The following is a 14,842-nucleotide window of genomic DNA, read 5'->3' on the forward strand; positions in this document are numbered from 1 at the left end:
TTCTCCTTAGACGGGCACGGCACAGCGACGGGGGTGCGGCCCCCGACCAGGGTAGACGGCTCGCCGTGCCGCCCGGCCCCACCGGCCCTAGGGGGTGTCTTGCCGATCAGGCCGGGCTCGCGGCGCCTGGCACCGCGCCTCGCCGCGTTGTCGTCACTCGCCGACGCTCCGCGTCGACTCCCTCCTCCGCCTTGCGATGCACGACACCAGACACCGCTCCCTGATCCGGCCTGATCGGCAAGACACCCCCTAGGCTCGGCTCATGCCACGCCGTCATATGATCATGACCGGCGCAGACGGGGCTGCCCTGCGGGCCGCGCTGCGTGAACTGCGGACGAAGCTGGACGTGCCGGAGGAGTTCCCGGCGCCCGTACTCGCCGAGGCCGAGCGGGCGGTACGCGGCCCCCTCCTCCCCGATCTCGACGCCACCGACATCCCCTTCTTCACGATCGACCCGCCGACCGCACGCGATCTGGACCAGGCCATGCACCTGGCGAAGCGCCCCTCCGGCGGTTACCGGGTCCACTACGCCATCGCCGACGTCGCCGCCTACGTCACCCCCGGCGGCGCCCTCGACGCCGAGGCCCACCGCCGGGTCACCACCCTCTACTTCCCCGACGAGAAGGTCCCCCTGCACCCGGCCGTGCTCTCGGAGGGCGCCGCCAGCCTGCTCCCCGACCAGACCTGCCCGGCCCTGCTGTGGCGGCTCGACCTGGACGCCGAGGGGCGGGTGGAGAGCACCGACGTCCGCCGCGCGCTCGTGCGCAGCCGGGCCAAACTCGACTACGACGGCGTCCAGAAGGCCATCGACGCGGGCACCGCGGAGGAGCCGCTGGCCCTCCTGAAGGACATCGGGCGGCTGCGCGAGGCCCTGGAGACGGAGCGCGGGGGGATCTCGCTGAACGTGCCCGAGCAGGAGATCGTCGAGCACGAGGGTTCGTACAGCCTGGCCTACCGGGCTCCGCTCCCGGCCGACGGCTGGAACGCGCAGATCTCCCTGATGACCGGCATGGCCGCCGCCGAGCTGATGCTCGCCGCCGGGACCGGCATCCTGCGGACCCTGCCGACCGCCCCCGACGGAGCGGTCGGGCGGCTGCGCCGGGCGGCGAAGGCCCTGCGGATCGACTGGCCGCACCACGTCCCGTACGCGGAGCTCGTGCGCGGGCTCGATCCGCACCATCCCGCCCACGCCGCCTTCCTCCAGGAGTGCACGGCCCTGCTGCGCGGCGCCGGCTACACGGTCTTCACCGGCGGCCGGACCCCGGACCCCGTGCTGCACGCCGCGGTCGCGGCCCCGTACGCCCATTGCACCGCGCCGCTGCGCCGGCTCGTCGACCGGTACACGGGCGAGCTGTGCGTGGCGTCCGTCGCCGGGACGGAGCCCCCCGGCTGGGCGCTGGAGGCGCTCGACGCCCTGCCAAAGGAGATGTCGGACGGGACCCGGCTGGCGAACACGGCGGAGCGGGAGTCCGTGGACCTGGTGGAGGCGGCGCTGCTCAAGGACCGCGTCGGGGAGATCTTCGAGGCGACGGTCATCGACGTCAAGGACCGGGAGCCGCTGGTCGGCACGGTCCACCTGGAGGATCCGGCGGTGATCGGCCGCGTGGAGTCCGCGTCGGCGGAGCTGCCGCTGGGCGACCGGATCAGGGTCCGGCTGACGGAGGCGGACCCGGGGCGGGCGAAGGTGCTCTTCGCGCCGGTCTAGCGGGTCCGGCCGGGGCGGGGCGTCGCCGGGCAGGGCGTCGCCGGGGCGGCCCGCCCCGGCTGTCAGCGGTGGCTGTCAGCGGTGGCTGCCAGCGGTGGCGGAGCCGGTGGCCGACGACGCGTCCGGCTCCGCGGATTCGAGGGTCCGAGCGCCGGACCACTCTGGCCATCGCCCCCTGTGACCTGCCATCATCGGCCGACCGCGCGGTATCACCGGCCGCGCAACAGCGGCGGGAGGGACCGGACATGGGATCCGTCGAGACCTTCGACGCACGCGCGATGCCCACCGCCGCCCCGGGCCGCCGGTCGGCGCGCCGCCGCCGGCCGGCCGCCGCGCTGCGGCCGCTCGTCATCAACTACACGGGCTTCCACACCGAGTTCACCGCCCCGAGGCGCCGACTGGAGCTGCCCACCGGCTGCGTGACCCTGGTCTTCAGCTTCTCCGAAGGCCTGTGGGTCTCCCGTACGGAGAACCTCTCCGCGGCCCAACTGCGGCCCGCGGCCCGGGCCATGATCAGCGGCCCGCGCACGGTGCCGGCGATCGGGGTGCACGCGGGAGTGGTGCACGGGCTGGAGGTGAACATGACCCCGCAGGGCTGCTACCGGCTGTTCGGCATCCCCATGTGGCACTTCGAGGACGCCCACGTGGACCTGGCGGACGTGCTCGGAGCACAGGGCCGCCACCTCACCGAACGGCTCCAGGCGCTCCCCTCGTGGACGGAGCGCTTCACCCTGCTCGACGAGCTGTTCTGCGCCCGCCTCGACCGCGGCCCCTCCCCCGCGCCCGAGGTCGACGGAGCCCTCGCCGGGCTCTGGGCGAACAGCCGCTCCCTGACCCGGGTGAGCGCCTCGACGGGGTGGAGCGCCCGTACCGTACGGGCCCGGTTCCGCGAGCAGGTGGGCCTGTCCCCCAAGGCCATGGCCCGGGTGTTCCGGCTGCAGCACGCACTGCGGATGCTGGCGGCGGGAACGGCCGCCGCGCAGGTGGCGGCGGCGTGCGGCTACCACGACCAGGCGCACCTGAGCCGCGAGGTGAAGGCGATGACGGGGCTGCCCCCGTCCCGGTTCGTCCTGCTGAGGGGCGGCCTGGCGCCCGGCTCGGTACTGGACCGGATGGCGGGCCGGGTCAGCAGCGTGATGCTGTCCGGCTAGGACGGGACTGACCGACCAGACCAGGCCGGGCCGGGCCGGGCCGGGCCATGCCATGCCATGCCATGCCGACCAGACCGGACCCCGCCCGATCCCGCCGACGGGCGTCGGCTCCCGTCCGCGAGCGGTTCGCCCGCCCCGGGCTGAGGACCCCCGTACCTCAGCCCGCGGGCGAGCGCGTCCCGCGCCCGGAGCCTGCCGTCGTGACGGCATCGCGGCTCCTGCTCCTTCCGCCCCCGCCCACCGGCTCCGCGACTCAGTCGGCTAGACGCTTTGCGTCGAGTGATTGAGCGCCGGAGCATCTAGTGGGCTAGACGGCTGGACGAAGATACGCCGCGGCACACATGCCCTGTCAAGGTCCCGCGGGGCGCCCCGGGGGCAGTGTGGCGTGGGTCACATTCCCCGGGGTCCGCTAGCTGGGTAGACGAACTTCGTTGCACTGTGTGGCGAAAGCCATCTAGGCAGGTAGATAATGCCGGTGATGATTTAGTACTGGACCATCGGATCCAGCCGTAGACGGGAGCAGTGACGGTGATGGGTGAGGAGACCCCCACCGACCGGCGGGACACCATGGGTGACCGCCTCGGCTTCTTGATCGAGACGATCCATCCGGCGGGCCGCGGGCCGTACACGTACCAGGAGATCGCCGAGGGCACCAGGAAGTTGTCCGGGCCCTCCGTCTCGCACGGCACGGTCCAGACCATCCGCCTGAACAACAACCCGAATCCGGGCATCGATTCGATCCGCGCGATCGCCAACTTCTTCGGCGTCACCGTCGGATACCTGGCCGACGGCGAGAACGCCCAGGCGATCGAGCAGCGGATCGAGGAGCGGATCGCGCGGCTGCGCGAGGAGATGGGCAAGGCCGCCGCGGCCGACGAGTTCGCCCAGGTCCTCGAGGACGAGCAGGTGAAGGCCGCGGCCTTCCGCCTCAGCGGGCTGTCCGCCGGGTCCATGCGGTCCGTCACCGGCCTGATCAAGCAGCTGCGGAAGGCCGAAGGGCTTCCGGATGTGAAGCCCCGCCGCCGTCGCGGCAAGGAGTCCTGAGGCCCGGACCAGCCAAAAATCAGCCACGCGCCTCACCCGATCGGCCATATTCCGGCCACCGATACGTCCTCACCGAGCCCCTGCTGTGCTTCCGGTTACTCTCAGACCCGATCGGGTGTGCGGACTGGGCGACGACGGGCGGGGAGGGCGACCATGCGCTGGTGGAAGCGCGCCGACGCGGAGTGCGCCGCCGTCGCGGACCGGCTCGTCATCCCCCGGCCGTTCGACCTGGAAGCCTTCTGCGAGGGCATAGCCGCGCAGCGCGGCCGCCCGCTGATCCTGCTGCCCCTCGACGGACCCCCCGACCCGGCCCTGCCCTGCGGGATCTGGCTCGGACTGGACGTCGCCGACCTCGTCTTCTACGACGCCGTCGCGGCCGAGATCCTCAAGGTGCAGATCGTCCTCCACGAGATCTCGCACATGCTGCTCGGCCATGTCGCTCCCGAACTCGACATCCCCGAACAGCCGTCGGACCGGGAGATCGCCCGGGCCTCCGAACACTTCCAGCGCCTGCTGACGCGTACGCACACGGCCGTCTCCGGACTCGACCGCCCCGAGCTGCCCGTGGCCTCGATCATCCGCACCGAGGCGGCCCGGATCAGGAACGTGGCGCGCAGGACCGAATCGATCGACGAGGAACTCGGCCTCGACATCGACCGCCTGGCGCACCTCATGGGGCGGAGCAAGTTCGCCAGCCCGCAGGAGCGGCAGGCCGAGACCCTGGCCACGCTCATCCACGAGCGGGCCGGCCGCTACGACACGACGCAGTCGACCTCCCGTGACAGTGAGGCCGAGGACCGTCTCGTACGCCTCCATGACGCCCTCGGGCACCCCGTTCGAAATACGTGGTCGTGAAGTGAAACACCTCGAAATCGCCATCCTGGTCATGCTCTGGACGGTGACGCTCTGGCGCGCCCCCTCAGCCGTCCGGTCGGTCAAACAGCGGGCCCTGTGGACGGCGTTCGCCGCCCTGACCGTCTCCATGACGCTCCGCCTCCCCGGCGTGATGCGCACCCTGGACGACTGGGCGGGGGTCAACAACCTCTCCACCCTCCTCAAGCACTGGCTGGGCATGATCGCGGCCGGCGCGGTCGTCGACTTCGTCGTCGCCATCGCCCGCCCGGAGACAGGCCGCCGGCTGCGGACCCGGCACTACGCCGCCCTGACCGCCATGTCGGCGATGGCGGTGCTCTTCGTCTTCTTCGTCCCGCGGCCCCGCGAGATGACCGACTTCTTCGAGGAGACCGCGGGCAACGGCTGGGCCACGGCCTACTACCTCCTCTTCATCGTCTACCTCGGCATCGCCATGGCCACCGCCACCTGGCTCTTCTGGGGCAGCGCCCGGCACGCCAGCGCCCTGTGGCTGCGGACCGGCGTCCGCCTCATGGGCATCGGAACGGCCGTCGGCGTGCTCTACACCCTGCTGCGGGCCGGGTACATCGCGAGCCGCCTCGCGGGCCTCACGGACGACACCAGCGACATCGCGGTCGACAACGTCACCGACGCCCTGAAGTACCTGGCGATCGGCTTCATCCTCATCGGGAGCAGCATCCCCGCCTTCGGCGTGGCCTGGCGCACCGTCCAGGACGGCCGGCACCACCGGCAGCTCCAGCCGCTCTGGCAGGACCTGACCGCGGTCACCCCCGACATCGTCCTGAAGACCGGACTCCTGCGCAGCCCGCGCCTGCGGCTGTACCGGCGGGTGATCGAGATCCGCGACGCCGCCCTGACCCTGGACGCGTACACCGCCCCCGAGGTCCGCGAGCGCGCGCACCGCGCCGCCCTGGAGGCCGGGTTCGACCCGGCGACGAGTCCGGCGGCCGAGGCCCTGCGGATGCGGGCGGCCCGTGAGGGCAAGGCCCGCGGGATCCTGCCGCTCCACGGCGCCCAGGAGCCGGCCGCCACCGCCGGCATCGACGAGATCGACTTCTCCGCCGAAGTGCTGCGGCTCATCCAGCTCGCCCGGATCTACCACTCCGCCGTGGCCGACGCGTTCCTCACCACCACCACCAGCCAGGAGGCCACGGCGTGACCGCCACGCTCGCCCAGCCCACCGAGTCCCGATCCGCCCGCCTGATCACCGACGGGCTCGATCCCAAGACCTGGATCATCGCCGACACCCTCCTGATCGGCTGGCACACCGCCGGCCTCGCCGGAATCGGCTGGGGGCTCCTGGGCTGCCTGTTCGCCGCCGTCATCCCGCTGGCCTTCATCAAGTACGGCATCCGGCGCGGCCGCTGGGCCGACCGGCACGTCGGGCAGCGCCGACAGCGCATCACCGTCATGGTGTTCATCATCGGCTCGGTCACCACCGGCATCCTGCTGATGGCACTCCTCGGCTCTCCCCGCACGATGATCGCGCTGATCGCGGCCATGCTGGCCACCCTCGCGGCCCTGCTCGCCGTGACCCCCGTCTGGAAGATCAGCGTGCACGCGGCCGTCTCCTCCGGGAGCGCCGCCATGCTCGCCCTGACCTACGGCCCCTGGCTGCTGCTCGCCTACCCGCTGGTCGCCGTCGTCGGCTGGTCCCGGGTCGAGCTGAAGGACCACACCCTCGCCCAGGTCCTCGCGGGCACCGCACTGGGCGCGGCCGTGGCGGCCACCACCTTCACGCTGGTCCGCTAGGGCCTGTCGTCAAACTCCCGTCGTCGCCCGGAGGGCGGCCTTGCGGCGTCTGGTGCGTGCTCTCGGCGTGCCGGGCGGAAGCCCGCGTACTGGACGTACTTGGCTTTCGCCCGGTGCGGCGAGAGCGCGTGCCAGGCGTCGCGCGGCAGACGGGAGTTTGACGACAGGCCCTAGGGCAGCCCGTTTTCGAGCCGTGCCGTTTTCGACAAGACAGGCGCGCAACCGCTTGTCACGCTCGGCGCACACGACCGTCACTGCGGCAGCCCGTCACGGGGGTGTGGGCTGCCGCAGTGCGTCGACCAGTGCGCGGGGCTCGTCCGCGTGGAAGCGGACGACGCGGGCTTCGGCGCGGGCGCCGAGCGGGCGGCGGAAGGAGAGCGGGCGGAGCAGTTCCACGGTGACCGTCGTCTGGCTGCCGACGATCAGGTCGAGCACCCCGTCCTCGGAGAGGGTGACGAGCCGTCCCTCGGGGTAGCGGCGGTCCACCCTGACCGAGGCCACCGCGTCCGGCGGGACGGTGAGGTCGAAGAGGGCTCCGTAGCGGATCCGCAGGGTCCCGTCGGGGCTCACGACGTGCGGCCGGGTGACGCAGGCGGCGTGCAGCCCGAGCATCAGCAGCACCCCGTACACGTCGAGGACGAGCACCACGCGGTGGACGGCCGGCCAGGGGATCAGGAAGGCCAGCGCCACCGTCTCGATCAGCGACACGAACACCAGCCCGTACATCATGGCCGTCTGCGGTCCGGTGTACGGGGCCGCGTGGTCCGCGGGGCGCACCCCGTGCGGCGGCCGGCGCAGCGCCCAGCGGGCCAGCGAGGCGGACGCGCGCAGCTCGTGGAGCACGAGGCGGCGTACGGTCTCGGGGACCACGGCCCGTACGGCCTCGCGGCGGGCCGCGCCCGGGTGGGCTCCGCGGGCGCGGGCGGCGGCGTACAGGGAGTACAGGACGCCGGCCTCCAGGAGGAGGACCCCCAGCACCATCACCTCGGCGACGGCCAGGGCCCAGCCGGGCGGGCGCACTCCGGCGGCCACGCACACCACCAGCGCCAGTTCCATGGGAAGCACGGCGGCCACCCCGATCCGTGCCGCGCGTATCGCGCTCATTCCCGGCCCCTCTTCGTCCGTGCGGCCCACGTGTCCGTGAAGGCCTCCATCACCCGGCGGACGACCTCCGCCTGCGCCGGGGCGTACTCGGCGAGCAGGGCCTCCAGGAAGCCCGGCAGCTCCTGCGGCCCGCCGGCGCCCCCGGCCGACGCCGTCGCCATCGCCGCGAAGGCCTCGGCGGGCACCGCGGCCACCAGTTCCGCGGCGAGCGGCCCGATCCGGGGGTCGTCCCCGTCCGCGTCGGCGAGCTCGTCGAGCCGCTCGTACAGCGCGAGCACGGCCGGATCGGCGGCGACCGTGCCGAGCACGGCGTAGAGCTCCTCCCCCACCGCGCCCGAGGCGTCGAGCAGGCCCAGGTGCTCGCGGTCGAGCGCGGCGGACGGCGAGGCCGTCGCGGGCGCCCTGGCGAGCAGTTCCGCCAGCGCGGGCGAGACCGGCTCGGCCTCCCCGGGCGGGGCGGCGAGCAGGACGGCCAGGCGCCGTCTGCGCTCGGCCAGTTCGGCCTGCTGGCGGGCGAGGTCGGCGTCGAGCTCGGCCAGTACCTCGGCCAGCTCGCGCCCCGCGTCGTCCGCGAGCACGTCGCGCACCTCGTCGAGGCTCAGCCCGAGCTCGGTCAGCCGGCGTACCCGGGCCAGCCGGACGGCGTCGCGCACGCTGTAGGCGCGGTAGCCGTTGGGGCGCCGGTCCGGCTCGGGGAGCAGGCCGACGTGGTGGTAGTGCCGGATCGCCCGGGTGGTGACCCCGACGAGCGCGGCGATCTCTCCGATCCGCATGGGTTCCAGTAGAAACCCTGCCGCTGCGTCAAGGTCAAGCCGTGATGACGCAGCCGGTACGATGGGCGGCACGACAGACGAGTCGGCCGGGCGGCCGCGTCGGGATCCCCGGATCCCGCCGAGGAACGTCCGGGCTCCACAGGGCAGGGTGGTGGCTAACGGCCACCCGGGGTGACCCGCGGGACAGTGCCACAGAAAACAGACCGCCTGGGGCTTCGGCCCCCGGTAAGGGTGAAACGGTGGTGTAAGAGACCACCAGCGCCTGAGGCGACTCAGGCGGCTAGGTAAACCCCACCCGGAGCAAGGTCAAGAGGGGTCGTTCTCGGACGGCCCTGCGCGAACGCTCGAGGGCTGCCCGCCCGAGTTCGCGGGTAGACCGCACGAGGCCGGCGGCAACGCCGGTCCTAGATGGATGGCCGTCTCCCCGGCGACCGCAAGGTCACCGGGCGACAGAACCCGGCGTACAGGCCGGCTCGTCTGCCGTACCTTCCGGGCCCGATCACCGCTCCGCGGCAGGTCGGGCCTTTTCGCGATCCTCCCGTGTGGGGTCTGCGCGAGGAAGGGGTGGCCGTGACCGGCCGGGAGACCCGCGCTCCGGGCCGGGACCCCGACCGAGGTCCTCGGCCCGGTACAGCCGGGTCAGCGCAGGTGGGACGTGTCGTTCAGGAGGCGGACCGAGGCGTTGCCGTCGGCGTAGTAGGCGACCGCCGACAGGGAGGCCGCCGAGAGCTCCATGCGGAACAGGGCCTCCGGCGGGGCGCCCAGTGCGAGGCGGACCAGGATCTTGACCGGCGTCACGTGCGAGACCAGCAGGACCGTGCGGCCCGCGTGCGCGGCGAGCAGCCGGTCCCTGGTCGCCGAGATGCGGCGGGTGGCCGAGGCGAAGCTTTCGCCGCCGCCCGTGGGGGCGGCCTTCGGGGAGTCCAGCCACGCCTGGAGGTCCTCGGGGTGGCGCTCGCGCGCCTCCGCGAAGGTCAGCCCCTCCCAGGCGCCGAAGTCGACCTCGCGCAGGCCCTCTTCGACGGTGACGGTGAGCCCGAGCCGGTCGGCGACGGCCTGCGCGGTCTCCCGGCAGCGGCGCAGCGGGGAGCTGATCACCGTCTCGATGGTGCCGCGCGCGGCCAGCGACTCAGCGACGGCGGCGGCCTGGCGGCGGCCCGCGGCGGAGAGCTCCGGGTCGCTGCCGCCGCTGCCCGAGAACCGCTTCTGCGGGGTCAGCGCGGTCTCGCCGTGGCGCAGCAGCACGAAGGTGGCGGGCGGACCCATGTCGGGCCCCCAGCCCTGTCCCGCCGCGGGGGCGGGAGCGGTGGCCGTACCGGTGCCTGCGGCCGTGCCGGTGCTGGAGCCGGAGCCGGTCCCCGTGCTGGTGGTGGCGCCGGCCGCCGGATCGGCCGGGGCCGCGGGGGGCTGGGGGTGCGGAGCCGCCGCCGGCTCGGGGAAGTCCCCGAAGAGGGTGTCCGCTGGTGCGGAGCCGGCCGTCGCGCCCGCAGCCGAGGTCGCACGGGTTCGCGTACCACCGCCGGAGGCCAGCGCGGCGCGGACGGCCGCGGCTCCCGCTGCGGCGTCGCCCACGGGGCCCGCCGGCGGCGGGGTCGCCAGGGTGCGGGCCGCCGACGCGTCCAGGGCGGCCGAGGAGTGGGACGGCTCCCACTGCTTGCCGCGCTTGCCCGCGTCCATCGCCTCGTTCGCGAGCCGGTCCGCGTGCTTGTTCTTCTCGCGCGGGATCCACTCGTACGTCACCTGGGCGCGCGGCATGACCTTCGCCGCCTCCGCCGCGAGCGGCTTCATGTCCGGGTGCTTGATCTTCCAGCGGCCCGACATCTGCTCGACGACGAGCTTGGAGTCCATGCGGACGAGGACCACCGCGTCCGGGTCCAGTTCGCGGGCGGCCTTCAGCCCGGCGATGAGGCCCTTGTACTCGGCCACGTTGTTCGTCGCGACGCCGATGTACTCCGCGCGCTCGGCCAGCGTCTCGCCCGTCACCGGGTCGAGGACGACGGAGCCGTAACCGGCGGGCCCCGGGTTGCCCCGGGAACCGCCGTCGGCTTCCACAACGAACTGCGGCATCAGATGCCCGAGTCGGCCATGCGGACCAGGATGCGGCCGCAGCTCTCGTGCCGGACGATCTGGTCGCGGGCGGCGGCCTTGATCTCGTTGACCTCGGCGAGGTCGAGCTCCAGGCGGCAGCCCTCGCAGCGGCGCTGCGACAGGCGGGCGGCGCCGACGCCGCCCTGCTTCACGCGGATCTTCTCGTACAGGGCGATCAGCGCGGTCGGCATCGCGGTGACGATGACCTCGCGGTCCTTGGCGATGCCGGCGAGCTCGGCGTCGATCTCGCCGGTGGCGGCGTCGCGGCGCGCGGTGGCGTCGACGAGCTTGGCCTCCAGGGAGGCGACCCGGTCGGTGAGCTCGGTGACGCGCTCCTGCGCACCCTCCAGACGCTCCATGACCTCCAGGACCACATCCTCCAGGTCACCCTGGCGCTTCGCGAGGGAGACGACCTCGCTCTGCAGGTTGGCCAGGTCGCGGGCGGAGATGCCGACGCCGGTGTCCAGGCGGGACTGGTCGCGGGCGGCGCGCTGGCGCACCTGGTCCACGTCCTGCTCGGCCTTGGTCTGCTCGCGGGCGGCGTCGGTGGCCTGCGTCTGGGCGGCGACGAGGAAGTCGCGCTGCTGGGCCAGGTCGCTGGTCAGCGAGTCGACCTCGGCGTGCTCGGGGAGCATCTTGCGCTTGTGGGTGAGCTGAGACAGCCGGACGTCCAGGGCCTGGACGTCGAGAAGTCGGATCTGGTCGGCGGGCTCGGCGTTCAGTTGGGGGCTCCAGGGTGAGAAGGGGACGTCAAAGGGGATGTCACGGACGGCGCGTGCGCCGTCCACGGGTCGGTGGCCGTGCGCGAGACGTGGGTCCGCAGACCCCAGCCGTTGCGCTCGGAGATGGCGTCGAGCTGGGCCGCGGCCTGCTCGCACCAGGGCCATTCGGTGGCCCAGTGGGCGGCGTCGACGAGGGCGAGCGGGCTCTGCTCGCGGGCCTCGGACACCGGGTGGTGGCGCAGGTCGGCGGTGACGTACGCGTCGACACCGGAGGCCCGGACCTGCGCGAAGAGGCTGTCGCCGGAGCCGCCGCTGACGGCGACCCGGCGGATCATCGCGTCGGGGTCGCCGGCGACCCGGATGCCCTGCGCGGTCGGCTGGAGCCAGGCGGCGACGCGCGCCGTGAACTCGCGCAGCGTCTCGGGGCGGTCCAGCTCGCAGAGCCGGCCCAGGCCCCGGCGGCCGTGGGGGTCGGTCGGGTCGGGCACCAGCGGGCCGGTGACGCGCAGGTCGAGGGCGCCGGCGAGGGCGTCGGAGACGCCGGGGTCGGCGGTGTCGGCGTTGGTGTGGGCGACGTGCAGCGCGATGTCGTTCTTGATCAGCGTGTGCACGACGCGGCCCTTGAAGGTGCCGGCCTCGACGGTGGTGGTGCCCCGCAGATAGAGGGGGTGGTGGGTGATGAGCAGGTCGGCACCCAGCTTCACCGCTTCGTCGACGATCTCCTGGACGGGGTCGACGGCGAACAGGACCCGGGAGACCTCGGCGTCGGGGTCGCCGCAGACGGTCCCGACGGCGTCCCACGCTTCGGCCCGCGAGGGGGGCCACAGGGCGTCCAGCGCGGCGATGACTTCAGAGAGACGGGGCACAGGCCAAGGCTACCGTCCGTGGCGACCGGCCCCGGTCTTCCCGTCCCATCCGCGAGCTGATGCGGACACTGTCTGCGGCGGCAGGGGAAACGGGGGGATCCGTGCGTGCCGGAGAAGTACTCGACGCCCGATATGGGCTGGTCCGGCGCCTGGACGTGGGCGGCATGGGCGAGGTCTGGGAGGGCATCGACCGGCGCATCCGCCGCAAGGTCGCGATCAAGCTGATCCGCGAGGAAGCCGATCCGGCGCTCGTCCCCGAGCTGGTGTCCCGGCTCGGCCGGGAGGCGACGGCGGCGGGACGGCTCGCGCACCCCCACATCGCCGCCGTGTACGACTACAACAGCGTGGCGCAGGACGACGTACCCCTCGTCTACATCGTGATGGAGCTCGTACGGGGCCGCTCGCTCGCGGAAGGGCTCGCGCAGCGGCTCCCGACGCTCCCGCAGGCACTGGCCTGGGCCGAGCAGATCGCGCTGGCCCTGGAGTCGGCGCACGGGCCGGAGGCGGGGGGCCACCGGGACCTCAAGCCCGGCAACTTGATGGTCACCTACGGCGGGCTGGTCAAGCTCCTCGACTTCGGCATCGCCCGATTCCTGGAGGACAACGACACCCACCACACGAAGCTCACCGGAGCCCGGATGGTCGGCACCCCGGCCTACATGGCACCCGAGCAGTGCGAGGGCCGGCCGGTGGACGGGCGGACCGACCTGTACGCCCTGGGCTGCCTCCTCTACACGATGCTCACCGGGCGGCCGCCCTTCACCCTGGACCGGGGCCTGCTCCAGGTCGTGTACCAGCAGGTGCACGAGGTACCGCCGCCGCCGAGCGCGTACCTGCCGGTGCCCCCGCCCGTGGACCGGCTGGTCATGGAACTGCTCGCCAAGGATCCGGCGGACCGGCCGGCCGACGCCGCGGAGGTGGTGGACCGGCTGCGCACGCTGAGCCGCACGCTCGCCGCGGCCGCGGCCGCGGCCGCGGGGGCCGGGGCGGCGGGCGCCGGGTCCGCCGGCGCCGGTTCCGCCGGCGCCGGTTCCGCCGGCGCCGGTTCCGCCGGCGCCGGTTCCGCCGGTGCGGGAGCGTACGTACCGGCCGAGCCGGACCTGCCTCCCGCGCCTGCGCCGCCCGTACAGGAGCCCGCCGAGGAGGAGGACGCGGACGAGGTGCTGGAGGGCGAGTACGCCGACCCCGACCCCGGCGAGGTCTTCAGCGCCCGGATCCGCGCCGCGCTGGTGGAGCGCGGCCGGGTGGCGCGCGCGGAGGACGATCCCGGGATCGCGCGGCCGGCCCTGGGCGAGCTGCTCACCGACACCGTCCGGCTGTTCGGCGCCGAGGACCCGCTGACCGTGGAGTTCGGCTTCGACCTGGCCTGCGCCTGCGCCCGTGACGGCCTGTTCGGGGAGGCTTCCGCGCTGCTCGGCGAGATCGTGCCCCGCATGGAGGCCCTGCACGGGCCCGAGGACCGCCGCACCCTCTACGCCCGCTGCCTGCTGCCCTGGTACCTGGCGGGTGCGGGCGCCCTGCGCGAGGCCGCCGGGCTCTACGCGGACGTCGTGCGCGATCTGCGCCGGGTGCTCGGGGAGAGCGACAGCCTCACCCTGCACACCCGGTACCAGTACGTCACGCAGCCGGCCAAGGCCGGCGACGACGTGGGCGCGGTCCAGCTGTGGCTCTCCCTGATCCCGCGGCTCGACTCCGAGCAGCGCACGGTGGGGTCGCTCGGCGCGGACGCCCGCCGCGAGCTGTGCGACGCGGTCCTGCGGCTGCGGGACAACGCGGAGGCCGCCGCCCGGCTGCGCGTGCTCGTCGCCAACCTGGTCGGGCTGCTGGAGGACGGGCGGGAGGAGACGTACGCGGCCCGGATCGTGATGGCCGGCCGGGTCGCCGACGCGGGCACCGCGCAGGAGACGCTGCCCACCTGGCGGGTGCTGATCAGCGATTGCACGGCGGCGCTCGGCGAGGAGCATCCGCTGACGCTGCTGGCGCGGTTCCGGCTGGCGGAGCACACCGAGGGCGCGGGCCGCCCGGCGGAGGCGCGGGCGTTGCTGGTGGAGCTGATGCCGGCGCTGTACGCGCACCAGGGGCCCGCCGGGGAGCGGGTGCTACGGGCCCGCTACCTGCTGGCGCTGACCACCCGGGCCGTCGATCCGGCGGCGGACCTCGCGCAGTGGGAGGAGCTGGCACCGGATCTGGAGGCACTGCTCGGGAGCGGGGACCGGCTGACGGTGGACGCCTGGTTCCGGCTCGCGCCGGCCCTGTCCGCGCGGGACCGGCCGGCGGAGGCGCTGCCGCTGCTGAACTCCGTACTGCCGCGGCGCAGCGAACTGTTCGGGGCGGACGAGCCGGTCACCCTGCGCGGGCGCTGCGCGCAGGCGGCCGGGGTGGCCGCCCTGCACGGGGAGGCGGTCGCGCGGCCGATGTGGCGGGAGCTGCTGGCGGAGCTGACGCGGGCGATGGGCGCCCGGCACGACCTGACCCGCGGGGTCCGGGAGCGGCTGGGGCTCGCCCCCGAGCCGGAGGAGGCGCGCGCGGCGGGCCTCCCCGGGCTCGGACCGGTCTGGACGGCACGGGCCACCTGACCGGGCGGGCTGCGTGGCCGGACGGGCTGCGGGATCGGGCGGGCCACCCGGCCGGACGGGCCGCCGCGGGGGCGTGCGGTGTCGGAGGGGCGGGGGACGTCTCCCGAGGACGGGGAGCGGGCAAAGACCGGAAAAGTAGGTTAGGTGTGCCTAACCAGGGCCCTCACCCCAAACGCCCTGATATCGCA

At 73.9% G+C, this 14,842-nt stretch carries 12 protein-coding genes and 1 other RNA gene; 8 read left to right on the forward strand and 5 right to left on the reverse strand.

The annotated features are described in order from the left end of the window. The first annotated feature begins 262 nt into the window (after positions 1-262). From ACODT5_RS29505 to ACODT5_RS29530, 6 genes are all read left to right on the forward strand, one after another. On the forward strand, positions 263-1,705 hold the full coding sequence (locus ACODT5_RS29505) for an RNB domain-containing ribonuclease (protein WP_422522209.1): 1,443 nt from the start codon (positions 263-265) through the stop codon (positions 1,703-1,705). 245 nt (positions 1,706-1,950) lie between these two features. Next, complete coding sequence (locus ACODT5_RS29510) at positions 1,951-2,856, forward strand: helix-turn-helix domain-containing protein (protein ID WP_422522210.1); 906 nt, start codon at positions 1,951-1,953, stop codon at positions 2,854-2,856. Between the two features lie 531 nt (positions 2,857-3,387). Further along, positions 3,388-3,900, forward strand: coding sequence for an XRE family transcriptional regulator (locus tag ACODT5_RS29515; RefSeq protein ID WP_385372859.1), 513 nt, complete (start codon positions 3,388-3,390; stop codon positions 3,898-3,900). 153 nt (positions 3,901-4,053) lie between these two features. Then, positions 4,054-4,755, forward strand: a complete 702-nt coding sequence (locus ACODT5_RS29520; protein WP_422522211.1) for a hypothetical protein — start codon at positions 4,054-4,056, stop codon at positions 4,753-4,755. Between the two features lies 1 nt (position 4,756). Further along, positions 4,757-5,932 (forward strand): MAB_1171c family putative transporter, encoded by a 1,176-nt coding sequence (locus ACODT5_RS29525; protein ID WP_422522212.1) that lies wholly within the window; start codon positions 4,757-4,759, stop codon positions 5,930-5,932. After that, the gene (locus ACODT5_RS29530) at positions 5,929-6,525 is read left to right on the forward strand and encodes a phosphatase PAP2 family protein (RefSeq protein ID WP_422522213.1); all 597 of its coding nucleotides are present in this window, start codon (positions 5,929-5,931) and stop codon (positions 6,523-6,525) included. Before ACODT5_RS29525 ends, ACODT5_RS29530 begins: the two co-directional genes overlap by 4 nt. A gap of 267 nt (positions 6,526-6,792) precedes the next feature. On the opposite strand, the gene ACODT5_RS29535 is transcribed toward ACODT5_RS29530, so the two are convergent. Both ACODT5_RS29535 and ACODT5_RS29540 read right to left on the reverse strand, forming a co-directional pair. Next, positions 6,793-7,629, reverse strand: coding sequence for a hypothetical protein (locus ACODT5_RS29535; RefSeq protein WP_422522214.1), 837 nt, complete (start codon positions 7,627-7,629; stop codon positions 6,793-6,795). Further along, positions 7,626-8,402 (reverse strand): MerR family transcriptional regulator, encoded by a 777-nt coding sequence (locus ACODT5_RS29540; RefSeq protein WP_422522215.1) that lies wholly within the window; start codon positions 8,400-8,402, stop codon positions 7,626-7,628. Before ACODT5_RS29540 ends, ACODT5_RS29535 begins: the two co-directional genes overlap by 4 nt. A 78-nt stretch (positions 8,403-8,480) precedes the next feature. On the opposite strand from ACODT5_RS29540, the gene rnpB reads away from it, so the two are divergent. Next, positions 8,481-8,882: RNase P RNA component class A (gene rnpB, locus ACODT5_RS29545), an RNA gene on the forward strand. Positions 8,883-9,041: 159 nt separating this feature from the next. On the opposite strand, the gene ACODT5_RS29550 is transcribed toward rnpB, so the two are convergent. The 3 genes from ACODT5_RS29550 to ACODT5_RS29560 are packed head-to-tail and all read right to left on the reverse strand — an operon-like array spanning position 9,042 to position 12,078. Further along, on the reverse strand, positions 9,042-10,469 hold the full coding sequence (locus ACODT5_RS29550) for a bifunctional RNase H/acid phosphatase (RefSeq protein ID WP_422522216.1): 1,428 nt from the start codon (positions 10,467-10,469) through the stop codon (positions 9,042-9,044). Next, positions 10,469-11,212 carry a zinc ribbon domain-containing protein gene (locus ACODT5_RS29555; RefSeq protein WP_422525077.1) on the reverse strand — a complete coding sequence of 248 codons (744 nt, stop codon included), beginning with the start codon at positions 11,210-11,212 and terminating at the stop codon, positions 10,469-10,471. The genes ACODT5_RS29550 and ACODT5_RS29555 overlap by 1 nt, the downstream gene beginning before the upstream one ends. Beyond that, entirely contained in the window at positions 11,209-12,078 is an 870-nt protein-coding gene (locus ACODT5_RS29560; protein ID WP_422522217.1) for a Nif3-like dinuclear metal center hexameric protein, read from the reverse strand. Before ACODT5_RS29560 ends, ACODT5_RS29555 begins: the two co-directional genes overlap by 4 nt. A gap of 101 nt (positions 12,079-12,179) precedes the next feature. On the opposite strand from ACODT5_RS29560, the gene ACODT5_RS29565 reads away from it, so the two are divergent. Then, the gene (locus tag ACODT5_RS29565; protein ID WP_422522218.1) at positions 12,180-14,654 is read left to right on the forward strand and encodes a serine/threonine-protein kinase; all 2,475 of its coding nucleotides are present in this window, start codon (positions 12,180-12,182) and stop codon (positions 14,652-14,654) included. Positions 14,655-14,842 lie beyond the last annotated feature (188 nt).

The organism is Streptomyces tatrensis (genome assembly GCF_049310065.1).
Lineage (GTDB): Bacteria > Actinomycetota > Actinomycetes > Streptomycetales > Streptomycetaceae > Streptomyces.

Coding starts and splice junctions, on each gene's coding strand:
- ACODT5_RS29505 (WP_422522209.1), top strand. CDS start 263: ATGCCACGCCGTCATATGATCATGACCGGCGCAGACGGGGCTGCCCTG.
- ACODT5_RS29510 (WP_422522210.1), top strand. CDS start 1,951: ATGGGATCCGTCGAGACCTTCGACGCACGCGCGATGCCCACCGCCGCC.
- ACODT5_RS29515 (WP_385372859.1), top strand. CDS start 3,388: ATGGGTGAGGAGACCCCCACCGACCGGCGGGACACCATGGGTGACCGC.
- ACODT5_RS29520 (WP_422522211.1), top strand. CDS start 4,054: ATGCGCTGGTGGAAGCGCGCCGACGCGGAGTGCGCCGCCGTCGCGGAC.
- ACODT5_RS29535 (WP_422522214.1), bottom strand. CDS start 7,629: ATGAGCGCGATACGCGCGGCACGGATCGGGGTGGCCGCCGTGCTTCCC.
- ACODT5_RS29540 (WP_422522215.1), bottom strand. CDS start 8,402: ATGCGGATCGGAGAGATCGCCGCGCTCGTCGGGGTCACCACCCGGGCG.
- ACODT5_RS29550 (WP_422522216.1), bottom strand. CDS start 10,469: ATGCCGCAGTTCGTTGTGGAAGCCGACGGCGGTTCCCGGGGCAACCCG.